The organism is Enterobacter sp. 168J2, assembly GCF_034107265.1.
GTDB lineage: Bacteria > Pseudomonadota > Gammaproteobacteria > Enterobacterales > Enterobacteriaceae > Enterobacter > Enterobacter nematophilus.
Genome location: NZ_JAWNEB010000001.1, coordinates 691,892 through 705,850, shown reverse-complemented (window position 1 = coordinate 705,850; position 13,959 = coordinate 691,892). Strand labels below are relative to the sequence as shown.

At 60.7% G+C, this 13,959-nt stretch carries 16 protein-coding genes; 8 read left to right on the top strand and 8 right to left on the bottom strand.

Annotated features, from left to right (window positions below; genetic code table 11):
* The first annotated feature begins 86 nt into the window (after nucleotides 1-86).
* From xthA to USG84_RS03445, 6 genes are all read left to right on the top strand, one after another.
* The gene (gene xthA / locus USG84_RS03470) at nucleotides 87-893 is read left to right on the top strand and encodes an exodeoxyribonuclease III (protein ID WP_032644863.1); all 807 of its coding nucleotides are present in this window, start codon (nucleotides 87-89) and stop codon (nucleotides 891-893) included.
* A gap of 57 nt (nucleotides 894-950) precedes the next feature.
* On the top strand, nucleotides 951-1,583 hold the full coding sequence (locus USG84_RS03465; protein WP_414146773.1) for a TVP38/TMEM64 family protein: 633 nt from the start codon (nucleotides 951-953) through the stop codon (nucleotides 1,581-1,583).
* Between the two features lie 15 nt (nucleotides 1,584-1,598).
* Complete coding sequence (locus USG84_RS03460) at nucleotides 1,599-2,759, top strand: ABC transporter substrate-binding protein (protein WP_414146783.1); 1,161 nt, start codon at nucleotides 1,599-1,601, stop codon at nucleotides 2,757-2,759.
* A complete protein-coding gene (locus USG84_RS03455) occupies nucleotides 2,732-4,261 on the top strand; it encodes a thiamine ABC transporter permease (protein ID WP_253541609.1) in 1,530 nt (509 codons plus the stop codon). The genes USG84_RS03460 and USG84_RS03455 overlap by 28 nt, the downstream gene beginning before the upstream one ends.
* Nucleotides 4,261-4,881 (top strand): ATP-binding cassette domain-containing protein, encoded by a 621-nt coding sequence (locus tag USG84_RS03450; protein WP_151413213.1) that lies wholly within the window; start codon nucleotides 4,261-4,263, stop codon nucleotides 4,879-4,881. Before USG84_RS03455 ends, USG84_RS03450 begins: the two co-directional genes overlap by 1 nt.
* Before the next feature lie 73 nt (nucleotides 4,882-4,954).
* Nucleotides 4,955-6,262 carry a rhodanese-like domain-containing protein gene (locus USG84_RS03445; protein ID WP_320738159.1) on the top strand — a complete coding sequence of 436 codons (1,308 nt, stop codon included), beginning with the start codon at nucleotides 4,955-4,957 and terminating at the stop codon, nucleotides 6,260-6,262.
* Here the strand turns inward: USG84_RS03445 and USG84_RS03440 are convergent.
* Both USG84_RS03440 and USG84_RS03435 read right to left on the bottom strand, forming a co-directional pair.
* Nucleotides 6,259-6,876, bottom strand: coding sequence for a CDP-alcohol phosphatidyltransferase family protein (locus tag USG84_RS03440; protein ID WP_151413212.1), 618 nt, complete (start codon nucleotides 6,874-6,876; stop codon nucleotides 6,259-6,261). The genes USG84_RS03445 and USG84_RS03440 overlap by 4 nt on opposite strands.
* Nucleotides 6,869-7,438: a carboxymuconolactone decarboxylase family protein gene (locus USG84_RS03435; RefSeq protein ID WP_151413211.1), complete on the bottom strand. Its 570-nt coding sequence runs from the start codon at nucleotides 7,436-7,438 to the stop codon at nucleotides 6,869-6,871. Before USG84_RS03435 ends, USG84_RS03440 begins: the two co-directional genes overlap by 8 nt.
* A gap of 75 nt (nucleotides 7,439-7,513) precedes the next feature.
* On the opposite strand from USG84_RS03435, the gene USG84_RS03430 reads away from it, so the two are divergent.
* Nucleotides 7,514-7,930, top strand: coding sequence for a pyrimidine (deoxy)nucleoside triphosphate diphosphatase (locus USG84_RS03430; protein ID WP_151413210.1), 417 nt, complete (start codon nucleotides 7,514-7,516; stop codon nucleotides 7,928-7,930).
* Here USG84_RS03430 and USG84_RS03425 read toward each other — a convergent pair.
* On the bottom strand, nucleotides 7,890-8,162 hold the full coding sequence (locus USG84_RS03425; RefSeq protein ID WP_028012780.1) for a YnjH family protein: 273 nt from the start codon (nucleotides 8,160-8,162) through the stop codon (nucleotides 7,890-7,892). The genes USG84_RS03430 and USG84_RS03425 overlap by 41 nt on opposite strands.
* Before the next feature lie 227 nt (nucleotides 8,163-8,389).
* On the opposite strand from USG84_RS03425, the gene gdhA reads away from it, so the two are divergent.
* Nucleotides 8,390-9,733 carry an NADP-specific glutamate dehydrogenase gene (gene gdhA / locus USG84_RS03420; RefSeq protein WP_151413209.1) on the top strand — a complete coding sequence of 448 codons (1,344 nt, stop codon included), beginning with the start codon at nucleotides 8,390-8,392 and terminating at the stop codon, nucleotides 9,731-9,733.
* Between the two features lie 33 nt (nucleotides 9,734-9,766).
* On the opposite strand, the gene USG84_RS03415 is transcribed toward gdhA, so the two are convergent.
* Genes USG84_RS03415 through USG84_RS03395 form a run of 5 tightly spaced genes read right to left on the bottom strand, consistent with a single transcriptional unit; the run spans nucleotide 9,767 to nucleotide 13,951 of the window.
* Nucleotides 9,767-10,027: a DUF202 domain-containing protein gene (locus USG84_RS03415; protein ID WP_061098518.1), complete on the bottom strand. Its 261-nt coding sequence runs from the start codon at nucleotides 10,025-10,027 to the stop codon at nucleotides 9,767-9,769.
* A complete protein-coding gene (locus USG84_RS03410) occupies nucleotides 10,024-10,419 on the bottom strand; it encodes a YidH family protein (protein WP_061098519.1) in 396 nt (131 codons plus the stop codon). The genes USG84_RS03415 and USG84_RS03410 overlap by 4 nt, the downstream gene beginning before the upstream one ends.
* Nucleotides 10,400-11,284 carry a MurR/RpiR family transcriptional regulator gene (locus USG84_RS03405; RefSeq protein ID WP_253541603.1) on the bottom strand — a complete coding sequence of 295 codons (885 nt, stop codon included), beginning with the start codon at nucleotides 11,282-11,284 and terminating at the stop codon, nucleotides 10,400-10,402. Before USG84_RS03405 ends, USG84_RS03410 begins: the two co-directional genes overlap by 20 nt.
* A 56-nt stretch (nucleotides 11,285-11,340) precedes the next feature.
* A complete protein-coding gene (locus USG84_RS03400) occupies nucleotides 11,341-12,198 on the bottom strand; it encodes an aldose epimerase (protein ID WP_151413207.1) in 858 nt (285 codons plus the stop codon).
* Between the two features lie 4 nt (nucleotides 12,199-12,202).
* Nucleotides 12,203-13,951, bottom strand: coding sequence for a sulfatase (locus tag USG84_RS03395; protein ID WP_253541600.1), 1,749 nt, complete (start codon nucleotides 13,949-13,951; stop codon nucleotides 12,203-12,205).
* Nucleotides 13,952-13,959 lie beyond the last annotated feature (8 nt).

Sequence of the window (13,959 nt, the reverse complement as noted above, 5' to 3'; positions counted from 1 at the left end):
TGTCGCAGTTATTGGTCGAACCCGGTAACAGTTGACGCAAATTCTGCTACCATCCATGCACTATTCACCTTGCACTGGCAGCGACTATGAAATTTGTCTCTTTTAATATCAACGGCCTGCGCGCCCGCCCTCATCAGCTTGAAGCCATCGTTGAGCAACATCAGCCAGATGTGATCGGCCTGCAGGAGACCAAGGTTCACGACGACATGTTTCCCCTCGAAGAGGTGGCGAAACTCGGCTACAACGTCTTTTACCACGGTCAGAAAGGTCACTATGGCGTCGCGCTGCTCACCAAAGACACGCCGGTTTCCGTGCGCCGCGGCTTCCCCGGCGACGGTGAAGAAGCGCAGCGCCGCATCATCATGGCGGAAGTGCCTTCCGCGCTCGGGAATATTACGGTCATTAACGGCTATTTCCCGCAGGGCGAGAGCCGCGATCACGAGACAAAATTCCCGGCCAAAGCGAAGTTTTATCAGGATCTGCAGAATTACCTGACAACCGAACTGAAAAAAGAGAATCCGGTGCTGATCATGGGCGATATGAACATCAGCCCGACGGATCTGGATATCGGCATCGGCGAAGAGAACCGCAAGCGCTGGCTGCGCACCGGCAAATGCTCCTTCCTGCCGGAAGAGCGTGAGTGGATGGAGCGTCTGCTGGGCTGGGGCCTGGTGGATACCTTCCGCAATGCCAACCCGGAAACGCAGGATCGCTTTTCGTGGTTTGACTACCGCTCGAAGGGCTTTGACGACAACCGCGGCCTGCGTATCGATCTGCTGCTGGCGAGCACGCCGCTGGCGGAGCGCTGCATCGAAACCGGAATTGACTATGACATCCGCAGCATGGAAAAACCGTCGGACCACGCGCCGGTATGGGCTAAATTCAAGCTGTAATCGCGCGTGAACATGCGAAAAACACTCTTCCTGTGCGCCCTTCTGGGCGCATTTCTTATGACATTTTTCATTCTGCCGCCTGACACGCTCTCTCTGGCTGGAGTTAAAACGCACCAGCAGACCCTAATCACCTATGTCGACCGCGCGCCGCTGCGTAGCGCGTTGATCTTCTTTGCGCTTTACGTGGCGGTTTCCGCCCTGTCGATACCCGGAGCTGCGGCTCTGACCCTGCTGGGCGGGGCGCTTTTTGCCCTGTGGGAAGGCACCGTGCTGGTTTCGTTTGCCTCCACGCTCGGTGCCACGCTGGCGATGCTCGCCAGCCGTTACCTGCTGCGCGACTGGGTGCAGCGGCGGTTTGCCCGGCAGATGACAACGGTGAACGCCGGCATGGCGCGCGACGGCGCGGGCTATCTTTTTGCCCTGCGCCTGGTGCCGCTGTTCCCGTTTTTCCTGGTGAATTTACTGATGGGGCTGACCCGCATCACGGTGCGGCGCTACTGGTGGGTCAGCCAGCTCGCCATGCTGCCCGCGACGGTTATCTTTCTGAACGCCGGGCGGGAGCTGGGAAAAGTGGCATCGCTGCGCGATATTTTGTCGCCGGGCGTGGTATTCGCCTTTACACTACTAGGGTTATTACCGCTGGTTACGCGCCGGCTGTTTTCCCGTTATCTCCCTTCTGCTAAAAAGTGAGGCATTATGCGCCGTGTGCGTTTTTGCACGTTTCTGACCGGTCTGCTGCTGGCAGCCCCCCTCTATGCCGCCGACGGCTGGTACGCTATTCAACAGCAGGCCAAAGGACAAACCGTCTGGTTTAACGCCTGGGGCGGCGATCCGGCGGTCAACCGCTACCTTGAGTGGGTTAGCGGTGAGATGCAAACGCACTATGCCATCACCCTAAAAATCGTCCCGCTGGCGGATGCCGCCGATGCGGTCAAACGTATTCAGACGGAAGCCGCCGCAGGGCGTAAGACCAACGGCTCGGTCGACCTCCTGTGGGTGAACGGCGAGAACTTCCGCACCCTCAAAGAGGCGAACCTGCTGCAAACCGGGTGGGCACAGAGCCTGCCCAACTGGCGCTATGTCGATACCCGTAAACCCGTCACGGAAGATTTTGCCATTCCCACGGACGGCGCGGAATCGCCGTGGGGCGGCGCGCAGCTGACCTTTATCGCCCGCAAAGCCAGCATGCCGACGCCGCCGAAGGATCCGCAGGCGCTGCTGGCGTACGCGCAGCAGCATCCGGGCAAGGTCAGCTATCCTCGCCCGCCCGATTTTACCGGCACGGCCTTTCTGGAGCAGCTGCTGCTGACGCTTACGGCGCATCCCGAGGCGTTACAAAAAGCGCCTGATGATACGTTTGCCCAGGTTACGGCGCCGCTCTGGACCTACCTCGATAAACTGCACCCGCTGCTGTGGCGTGAAGGGAAAGACTTCCCTCCTTCGCCCGCCCGAATGGATGCCCTGCTCGCCAGCGGCAGTCTGAACCTGTCGCTGACCTTTAACCCGGCGCATGCGCAGCAAAAAGTGGCGAGCGGCGAACTGCCTGCCGACAGCTACAGCTTTGGTTTTCGCGACGGGATGCTCGGCAACGTGCATTTTGTGGCTGTTCCGGCCAATGCCAGCGCGAGCGCGGGGGCGAAAGTGGTCGCCAATTTCCTGCTGTCGCCGCAGGCGCAGATCCGCAAGGCCAACCCGGCCGTGTGGGGAGACCCGAGCGTGCTGGATGCGAAAACGCTGCCCGAAGGTGAAGCGAAACAGCTGCAGGCCCATACGCCGCAGGGGCTGCCGAAGATGCTCCCGGAGCCGCAGTCCGCGTGGGTGAACGCGCTGGAGCAGGAATGGCTGCGTCGTTACGGCACCCGTTAGGCTGGCTTGTCTGGCTGGCGATGGCGGTGATTTATCTGCCGATCCTGCCCGCTGGCACCGTGCTGTTCGCGCCGGCCTTTTCCGTGACGAACTGGCAGCGGCTGCTGAACGATCCTCAGCTGCCGCAGGCAGCCGTTGCCACGCTGGTCTCAACGCTTATCGCCACGCTGGGAGCCCTGCTTATCGCCCTTTCCCTCGTGGCTCTTTTCTGGCCCGGTACCCGCTGGCGGCGCCTTAGCACGCGCCTGCCGTGGCTGCTGGCGATCCCCCACGTAGCCTTCGCCACCAGCGCGCTGCTGCTGTTTGCCGAGGGCGGACTGTTTTATCAGGTTTGTACCGCCTGTTCGCCGCCTTTTGACCGCTACGGCGTTGGGCTGGGCCTGACGCTCGCGGTCAAAGAGAGCGCGTTTGTGCTGTGGGCTATTTACGCCGTGCTGCCGGAAAAAGGGCTCGCGCAGCAGAAGATCGTCCTGCAAACCTTCGGCTACGGGCGTTTTCAGACGCTCAGCTGGCTTATCCTTCCGGCGATCGCGCCCGTCCTCGGGGCGGTGATGCTGGCGGTGCTGGCGTGGTCGCTGTCGGTTGTGGACGTGGCGATCGTTCTCGGTCCCGGCAACCCGCCCACGCTGGCAGTGCTGGCCTGGCAGTGGCTGAGCCAGGGCGACGCGCAGCAGCAGGTAAAAGGGACGCTGCTGTGCCTGCTGCTCCTTCTTTTACTGGCCATGCTTGCCGCGCTGGGGTACGGCCTGTGGAAGGTCTGGCGTCGCGCGATTCCGGACCTGAGCGGGACGCGCCGCAGGTTGCATATCGCGCTGCCAGAGCGCGCATTCAGCGGGTTTCTGCCCGCATGCGGCCTCCTTTGCGCCGCCGTGCTGTTGATGCTGGCGCAACGGGACGACGTGGGTCCCGTGGGCACCAGCCTCTCCTTCGGTCTGCTTTCGAGCCTTATCGCCCTCATCGTCATTTTTCTCTGGCTGGAATGGGGGCCGCAGCGCGGCGCGGCGTGGGTGTGGCTACCGCTCGCCCTTCCGGCACTGCCGCTCGTGACCGGGCAATACGCAATTGCTTTGCATCTGGAACTCGACGGAGGCTTTATCGCCGTCCTCTGGAGCCATCTGCTGTGGGTACTGCCGTGGATGCTGCTGGTGCTCCAGCCCGCGTGGCGGCGGATCGATCCCCGGCTTATCCTTACCGCCAGAACGCTCGGCTGGCGGCGGGCAAAAATTTTCTGCCTGCTGAAATGTCCCCTGCTGGTGCGTCCTGCACTGCTGGCCTTTGCCGCAGGCTTTTCCGTCAGCATGGCGCAATATATGCCGACCCTGTGGCTGGGCGCGGGGCGTTTCGCCACGCTGACCACCGAGACCGTCGCGCTCAGCAGCGGGGGCAGCATCCCGGTTCTCGCTAACCGCGCCCTGGGATTACTGCTGGTCACGGGCGTCGTATTCGGTCTTGCCGCACTGTTATCCCGGCTCGCGGGCCGCTACCGTCAAGGATTACGTTAATGCTTAAGGTCAACGATCTCACCATCGAACCGCTTTTCCGCGAGGTCAATTTTTGCGTACCCCGCGGGGAGATTGTCACCCTGATGGGGCCGTCCGGCAGCGGCAAATCGATCCTCTTTGCCTGGATGGTCGGCGCGCTGTCAGATAATTTTCACGCGCGGGGCGAACTGTGGCTCGACGAACGCCGCTGCGACAGTTTGCCCGTCGAATCCCGCGGCCTGGGGATTCTTTTTCAGGACGCGCTGCTGTTTGAACCTTTCAGCGTTGGGCAAAATTTGCTGCTGGCCTTGCCTGAGCGGATCGCGGGACGCGCGCGTCGGGAAGCGGTTGAGCAGGCGCTGGACTCCGCCGGGCTTGGCGGTCATTACGCCAGCGATCCGGCCACGCTTTCCGGCGGAGAGCGCGCCCGGGTTAGCCTGCTGCGCGCCCTGCTCGCAGAGCCGCAGGCGCTGCTGCTGGACGAACCGTTCAGCCGCCTTGATAAAGCGTTACGCACGTCGTTTCGGGCATGGGTATTTGACGCCGTCCGCGCGCGCAATATTCCGGTGGTGCTGGTCACCCATGACGAGGACGACATTCCACCCGGCGGCGAGGTGATGGAGATTTCTCGCTGGCAATAATGTGCTAACGCAATGTTTTCCGTTTCGGGAGAGACGACAATGCCCCCCTCTATTACTGACGTCAGGTTATTCGATGAAACGTGTTTCTCAACTGACCGCGCTGGCCCTGATCTGCGGCCTCGCCTCTTTTTCCTCTCTGGCAGCTGATATGGCCAACGCGATGACGCTGTCTCAGCTTCAGGCGCAGCACGGCGCGGCAATCGACACCCGCCCCAGCGCCTTCTATAACGGCTGGCCGCAGACCCTCAGCGGTCCTTCCGGGCACGAACCCGCAGCGCTCAACCTGGCAGCCGTCTGGCTTAACGCAATGAGCGACGAGCAGATTGCGCTTTGGGCCAGACAGCATCAGCTGACGCCGGCAACGACCATCGCGCTGTACGGCGACGACGGCGCCACTCAGGCGGTGAAAGCCCGCCTGGAGAAAGCCGGATACCGCCATGTTTCGTTCCTCAGCGATGCCCTCCAGGCGCCCGACCGCCTGCAGCGTCTGGCGCACTTTGAACAGCTCGTCTACCCCCAGTGGATCCACCAGCTCCAGCAGGGCAAACCGGTGACCGCCGCGCCGGCGGGCGAATGGAAAGTCATAGAAGCGGCCTGGGGCGCGCCGAAGTTTTACCTGCTTAACCACATTCCCGGCGCGGGCTACATCGACACCAACGAGGTGGAAAGCGTGCCGCTGTGGAACAAAGTCTCCGACGACAGGCTGAAATCAATGCTGGCGAAGCACGGGATCCGTCACGATACCACCGTCATTCTGTATGGCCGTGACGTTTACGCCGCCGCGCGCGTGGCGCAGATTATGCTCTACGCGGGCGTGAAGGATGTGCGCCTTCTCGATGGCGGCTGGAAGGCGTGGTCAGATGCCGGTCTGCCGGTTGAGCGCGGCACGCCCGGCAAAGTGGCGCCTGCCCCTGATTTTGGCGCGCCGATCCCCGGCCAGCCGCAGCTGATGGTGGATATGGAGCAGGCGCGCGGCATGCTGCACCGTCAGGATGCCTCCCTGGTCAGTATTCGTTCATGGCCGGAGTTTATCGGCGAAACCAGCGGCTACAGCTACATCAAGCCAAAAGGTGAAATTGCCGGCGCCCGCTGGGGCCATGCGGGCAGCGATGCCACCCACATGGAAGACTTCCATAACCCGGATGGCACCATGCGCAGCGCGGACGATATCGCCGCCCAGTGGAAAAGCTGGAATATCCTGCCGGACCAGCACGTCGCGTTTTACTGCGGCACCGGCTGGCGAGCGTCAGAAACCTTTATGTACGCCCGGGCGATGGGCTGGAAGCACGTCGCCGTCTATGACGGCGGCTGGTATGAATGGAGCAGCCACCCGCAGAACCCGGTCACCGCCGGAGAGCGCGGGCCAGAGAGCGCTCTCTAACGGGTGAGTGACTTCAGCGTCACGTAGCCGCTCCAGATGCGCGTTGTGGTGGTCAGCCAGCACAGCGCGCCGAATATCCACGCGAACAGCGTAAAGTGCGCCGGAAACAGGCAGCACAGCACGAACAGCGCGATGGTCTCCGTCCCTTCCGTTAACCCGCCGAGATAGTAAAACGACTTGTGCGCATAGCCGGGGTTGTCGATATTGTGCTTCGCCGCCAGCGCGGCAAAGGCGAGAAAACTGCTGCCGGTGCCGATAAACGCGAACAACAGCCAGGCGGCCGCCAGCGCATTCTCGGCCGGTGCAGCCAGCGCAAAGCCAAACGGCACCAGCGCGTAGAACAGAAAATCGAGGGCGATATCCAGAAACCCTCCCGAATCCGTCAGCCCTCTCCGGCGCGCCAGCGCGCCGTCCAGACCATCCAGCAGGCGGTTCAGGACGATGGCAACCAGCGCCGCCGGATACCAGCCGAGGGCCAGAAACGGCAGCGCCAGCAGGCCGATGGCAAACCCGGCAAGGGTTAGCCCGTCAGGCGTAATGCCCGGCTTATCCAGCACGGAAACCAGACGGTTCAGCGCGGGCTTTACCCGCGGGTGCAGGTGACGGTCAAGCATCAGGCTTCCCTTTAAACGTGGCGCACAGCCCCTGCGCCGGAATATCCAGCGCGGCATTAAACCGGGCCGAGAGATTCTGAAAGGCAATGAGCGCCGTCATTTCAGTGATGGCATCATCCGTAAAGTGGCGTTTCATCGCCGTTTTGACTGCCTCATCCACCCGTGGCGGCGTGGCGGTCACGGCCTCCGCATAGGCCAGCGCCGCGCGCTCCTGTTCACTGAACAAGTCAGAATCTGCCCAGCCGCTCACGGCCTGGACTTTATCCAGCGCGCCGCAGCGCTCGGCCAGGCGCAGGCTGTTGGCATCAATGCAGAACGCACAGTGGCACAGCTGCGATACGCGCGTCATGAGCAGCGAGCGCAGCACGGGCGTCAGGCGCGCTTTTCTGCGCTCCAGAAACCCCACAAACAAGGCGACCAGCCAGAACAGACGCGGCATGCGTCCCCACCAGCGCGTGGGGTTCAGCACGGCGCCGAAGTTTTTTTGCTGCACGGCGGCAATGGGTTTTACGCTCGCCGGAAGGGTTGGGATGGGATCTACCCAGGTGGACGTCTCTTTCACCTGATTCTCCTGATGGCTGGACTCTTTGAAAGGGCACGATAATATGGCGTTTTTCGCTATCAATTATTGACGACCATGCTAAAAACAGTCGATGTCGTTGCGGCCATCATCGAAAAAGACGACAAAATTTTACTGGCGCAGCGCCCTGCTCACGCCGACCAGCCGGGAATGTGGGAGTTCGCTGGCGGCAAAGTGGAGGCCGGAGAAACCCATCCTGAGGCGCTTATCCGCGAGCTGCGTGAAGAGTTAGGCATTGAGGCGCAGCCTGAGCAGTACGTGGCGAGCCATCAGCGCGAAGTATCACAGCGGTTAATCAACCTGCACGCCTGGCACGTACCCCGCTTCAGCGGAGAGTTAACGGCGCACTATCACAGCGCGCTGGTGTGGTGTACGCCGGAAGAGGCGTTCGGCTACAGCTTAGCCCCGGCGGACATTCCGCTGCTGGAGGCGTTTATTCTTTTACGCGACGCCAGACCAGCGGATTCGTGCTGATGGTACGTTCATCGCGCTGGCACTGGAGCAACACGCCATCCGCCTTCACGACGGCCCCTTCAGAATAGTTTTGATCCTGGTAGATGCAGCACTGGTTACACGGCTGCGCGCGCTGGCCGCTGGAGCTAAACACCTCCGGCGGCACATTCACTTCTACGTCCGGGCGAATGCGGTCAGCCTGCGCGCCTGCGGTCAACATTAATGATAACGCGGCCATCACGTAACGGTTCATAGACTTCTCTTCCTGTTGTGTCCTGATAATGACTATAACGGTAAATCGGAGAGAATCTTTAATTTAGCGCGTCATCGCTTTTTGTTATGACGCGGCCCGGGTCATTAATTTCCCTTTCGGCAAACATTTCCGCTTGCTTCACAAAGCGGTACGGGTGGTATAGTCAAAAAAACAACACAAATCGCATAAGCAACATACATAAATTACTATAAGAGGTTCTTATATCTATGGATCAGACACGCTCTCTGGAAAATTTCCTTGCCCATGTTCAGCAGCGCGACCCGCACCAAAGCGAGTTTGCTCAGGCCGTTCGTGAAGTAATGACCACCCTCTGGCCGTTCCTTGAAGAAAACCCGCGCTATCGTCAACTATCGCTGCTGGAACGTCTGGTTGAACCAGAACGCGTGATCCAGTTCCGCGTGACCTGGGTGGATGACCGCAACCAGGTGCAGGTCAACCGCGCCTGGCGCGTGCAGTTTAACTCCGCCATCGGTCCGTTTAAGGGCGGCATGCGCTTCCACCCTTCCGTTAACCTGTCGATACTGAAATTTCTCGGCTTTGAGCAGACGTTTAAAAACGCGCTCACCACCCTGCCAATGGGCGGCGGTAAAGGCGGGAGTGATTTCGATCCAAAAGGCAAAAGCGAAGGCGAAGTGATGCGTTTCTGTCAGGCGCTGATGACCGAGCTCTACCGCCATCTCGGCCCGGACACCGACGTACCGGCGGGAGATATCGGCGTGGGAGCCCGCGAAGTGGGCTTCATGGCCGGGATGATGAAAAAACTCTCCAACAACAGCGCCTGCGTCTTTACCGGTAAAGGATTATCGTTTGGCGGCAGCCTGATCCGCCCTGAGGCGACCGGCTACGGCCTGGTTTACTTCACCGAGGCAATGCTCAAGCGTCACGGCTTAGGTTTCGAAGGGATGCGCGTGGCGGTCTCCGGCTCCGGTAACGTGGCGCAGTACGCTATCGAAAAAGCGATGCAGTTTGGCGCCCGCGTGGTGACCGCCTCTGACTCTAAAGGCACGGTGGTGGACGAAGCGGGCTTTACGGCTGAGAAGCTGGCGCGCCTGTGCGAAATCAAAGCCAGCCGCGATGGCCGACTTGCCGATTACGCCGCAGAGTTTGGCCTGACGTATCTGGAAGGCAAACAGCCGTGGGGCGTGCCGGTGGATATCGCCCTGCCGTGCGCCACGCAAAACGAACTGGACGCAGACGCCGCGCGCACGCTGATTACTAACGGCGTTAAGGCGGTAGCCGAAGGGGCGAATATGCCGACCACTATCGAGGCGACGGATCTGTTCCTGGAGGCGGGCGTGCTGTTTGCGCCGGGCAAGGCGGCGAACGCGGGCGGCGTGGCGACGTCCGGCCTGGAGATGGCGCAAAACGCCGCGCGTCTCGGCTGGAAGGCGGAGAAAGTGGATGCCCGTCTGCACCACATCATGCTCGATATTCACCACGCCTGCGTGGAGTACGGCGGTGAAGCGTCACAGACCAACTACGTGCGCGGCGCGAATATCGCCGGGTTCGTGAAGGTGGCGGATGCGATGATTGGGCAGGGTGTGATTTAACAGGGAACCGCCCGGCGCGAGGGTGTCGCCGGGCTATAAGCGTACCACTATTCCAACCAGCAGCAGCACGCCGCTGCTGGCGATCAGCAGTGAAACAACGCTCTGCCTGCGCAGCAGGCCGCACAGCATGGCCACCCCGAGCGTCAGCAGCAGGAACGCACTCACCGCGTACAGCGGTTCGCCGCCGTGCAGCCAGCGACGCAGACAGAGAAGAGCCGGGACCAGCGTCGCCCATCCGGTACGACGCCAGGCCAGCAGCGTTCGCTCCGGCTGTCGCCCCGGATCGCGGTTCACTGCGAAGCCTGCCAGAGCATAACCGCAAGCAAGACTGCCAACACCATGATAAATCCCCCCAGCAGGAGTAACCCTCGCGTATAGGGTAGATCGCTCCCCAGGCGCATCGCGTATTCATTGTGACGCCAGCGCCGCCAGGCAATGATACCCAGCGCAGAGGCGGCGCTCAGCAGCAGCGCCGTAAGCGTCGTGCGCAGCCCAACGGAGGAGAGCTGAGGTGAGAATTGTTCTATCCCCACCGCTCCCGCCATCAGGGCCAGCGCGGTGCGGATCCACGCCAGAAAGGTACGCTCATTTGCCAACGTAAAACGGTAGTCTGGCGTTTTGCCCGCCAGCCACCATTTCCCCCGCGGACGTGGAGGAACAGACGAATTATTCTCCTGAAGACTCACGTTTGATTCTTTCCTTAATCAACAGTTCCTTTATGGAAAGCCCGGTTGAAGCGCTGTCGCGCAGGTTGTGCCGGGTGATTTCGGTACAAAGGAATTCGATAATAAAAAGCTGAGAAAGCCGCGTGGCGATGGAGTCGCCCTGAAACGGCCCTGCGCTGCCGCAGGTTAACAGCCAGGTGTCGGCAAGCTCGATGAGCGGCGACTGAAGGTTATGGGTAATCGCCAGGCAGTGCGCCCCGGCCTTTCGCGCGAGTCGGAAAGCGTTGACCACCTCCGGCGTTTCGCCCGAGTGAGAAAAGGCCACAACCAGATCTTCCGGCTTGAGGTTGGCAAGCTTCAGGGTCATGGTGAAACGATCGGTGTATGCCTCCGAGTCGATCCCCTGGCGGTTCATTTTATCCCTGGCTTCCATGGCGGACAGACCCGATGCACCAAACCCCACAAACAGCACCCGGCTGGCCGTCAGAAAACGATCGACGACCGGATGCACCACCTTCATATCAAGCAGACCGATGGTCTCTTTCACCGTGGTATCCAGCGTCAACGCAATTTTCTGCGCCACCTCGTTGCGTGAATCGTCCAGGAAAATATCCGGCGACACCGGCAGAGGCTGCTCGCTCTCCTCAAGCAGCTCGCGCTTCAGCGCCGCCTTTAGATCCAGCAGGCCGCCATAGCCAATCCTTTTACAAAAACGTACGATCGTTGCCTCACTGACCTGAATCGCCTCTGCCAGTCGGCTGACCGGCATCTGCGCCACCTGAGCAGGCTGCCCCAGAATAAACCCGGCGATGTGGCGATCGGTCTCGCTTAAGCCGCCCAAAATATTGCTGATATAGACCCGCACGTTTTCCCGATTCACGCTCATGGCGACGTTTCGCTCCTTTTGCGATAAAGACTGCCCGTATTCTGGCAATCCCCCGCTCATGCGTCCACCGCAAAGCGTAACCGGACGGTAAAAGTCTGGCTTTCTCCGGCGGGCAGATGCTGCATGCCGCGCTTGTTAACGGTCTGCCCGTCAGCATCCGGGGCATCGGTGGTGCCAGCGAGCGGTTCAATGCAGAGCAAATCCGCTCCCGGCACGCCCCACAAGGCCAGCCAGGGCTGTTCGCCGGTCTCCAGCGTTAAGGCGAGCGTGCCGTCGGGGGCACGAACGCGAATCACCCTGTGCTGGCAGTCGCCAAAATAGACAGCCCCTGCTGCGAAGCTTGTCCCTGCCAGCGCAAAGCGGGTGACATACCGCTGAGACCCGTCTGTTTTTAGCGTGCGATTATCGGTAAAGAACGGGCCGCTCACCGCCGGGCTGAACTCCACCCACCACCCGGAGCGGGAAGCAACGGGCAGAGCAAAGCCAGGATGCCAGCCAGCCGAATAAGGCAACGTTCTGCTGTCCTCATTGATCACCGTCTGCTGAAAAGTGAGTCCAGAGGCCTCGAGGGCAAACGCCAGCCGCACCCGCCAACGGCGCGGCCACTGTTTGCGCGCCTGCGGGGTGGAACAGGCTTCCAGCGTCAGCCTGTCCGGGCTCTGGTCAACACAGTAGAACGTTTGCTCCCGAAGAAAACCATGCGCCGGGAGCGGCCAGAACTGGCCGTCCAGCCAGAGTCCGTCGTGTATCAGCCTCCCGACCACCGGAAAAAGCTGCGTGGCCGTATGGTTCCAGACCGCCGCCTGCGGCTGCCATAACCGTTCTGTGCGCATTTGCTTGTGCCAGAGGCTGACCAGCTCGCCGCCGGATGCCCGTACCGTTGCCGTAAAGTGCTCGTTTTCCACCGTCCACATGGCGTTACGCTGTCCTTAATAACAATCGGATCTGGTAGACCAGCGCCCGATGCGGATCCCCTTTAAAAAAGGCGTCGATGAGGGAAAAAATCTCGGCCTCGCGGACTGTTTTCCCTTCGGGCAGGTGGCCCAGCAGGACGTCGTGGGAAATCCCCTGAGCCTGCCCAGCGCGGAGGATAAAACGCAGGGCTTCTTCCACGCCATGATGCTCGCACTCGGCCAGAAGATTCAGCCGTGACCAGCGCTCGGCGAAGGCCGACTCGCGCGCGGCGCCGATCGCGTCCAGTTCGAAACGGATATACAGTTCCGAAGGCGCATCGTGCGCCTGCATCATCTCGCGCATCGCCTGCGCGTAATGCAGCGTTTTTTCACCGTCTGCCAGCGAAACCGTCTGCCCCGGATCGGTTCGCAGATCAAACAACTTATCGCCGAAGCGCCACGGATTGAGGTAGCCAAAGGTGGCCGGGATCTGCATTACCTGCGCGCCTTGCGTAAAGTCAAACCCCGGATGGAGAGCGATATTTTGCAGTTCACTCACGTTAAACATGCTGTCGATGCGCGCGGGCATCAATGTGTATTCATACAGACGGCCTTTACCCTCCTCTCGTGGGCAGCGCATATAGACGTAATCGCCGTCGGTGATATTAATATGACCGCCAAAGTAGCCGAACAGGGCGTAGTCACGTACCGGGGCGTCGTGCGCGACAGCCTCGCGCAACGGCCGCCCGGTCATTGATGCCGGGGGCGGCACATCAAAATAGTCGAGCAGCGTGGCCGGTATGTCGATGGTCTGCGCCAGCGCCTGCCGCCTCACCCCGTAGCTGCGGCTGCGCGGATCGCGGATGAAAAACGGCGTGTTGGCGATTTCGTTGTAGACCGGCATGATATTTTTGCCCCACCACTGGTGCTCGCCGAGCAGGAAACCGTGATCGGTGCAGACGATAAACAGCGTGTCATCCCACAGGTTCAGCGCCTTGAGTTTATCCATCACCTGCCCGAGATAGTCGTCGCACAGGGTGACCAGCGCCTGGTAAAACTTCCTCACCTTTTCGTCGTTCTGCCCGCCGGGCGCACCGCAATAATAGGGAACCCAGCCGTCGAACTCATCGGCACTACAGCCATACTGTGCGAGGTATTTTTCCGGGACAAAAAACGGCTCGTGAGGATCAAAGCATTCGATCTGCAGGAACCAGTTATCCTGGTGCTGGTTAACCTCAAGGAAGTCCATCCCCGCCTGGATAGTGCGGTGCGTATAGTGATCTTCCTGCGCGGGCATCGCGGCTCGGTTTATCAGATCCTGCGTCATTCGCCCGCTGCGCCTGCGCAGCGTGTCTTCATCTTCTAGCCCCTGCCAGGCAATGGTCGGTTTCTCGACCTGACCTTTCCAGCAATCCCCCTCCTGACCGCGAATAAACTCAAAGGTGGAGTAGCGGGTATGGTAGGTGGCTCCGCCGTCCCGCCAGTAATGTTTGTGGTCGGTAACCAGATGCGTATGGATCCCGGCCTGGCGTAAGGCCTGAAAGGTAGAGAAATCAAACGGCTCCAGTGGTCCCCAGCTGCGATGCAAAAAGTTATAGCGGCCGGTATGCAGCTCCCGGCGGGCGGGCATGCAGGGCATGCTGCCAACGTAAAAGCGGTCGAACTGCGCCGATGCCTGCGCAAGCCGGGTGAAATTGGGGGTAATCGCCTCGCCACCATAGGGGGCAAGATGATGGCGGGTTAGCGTGTCGAACATCAACATAACTGCTTTCATAAGACGTC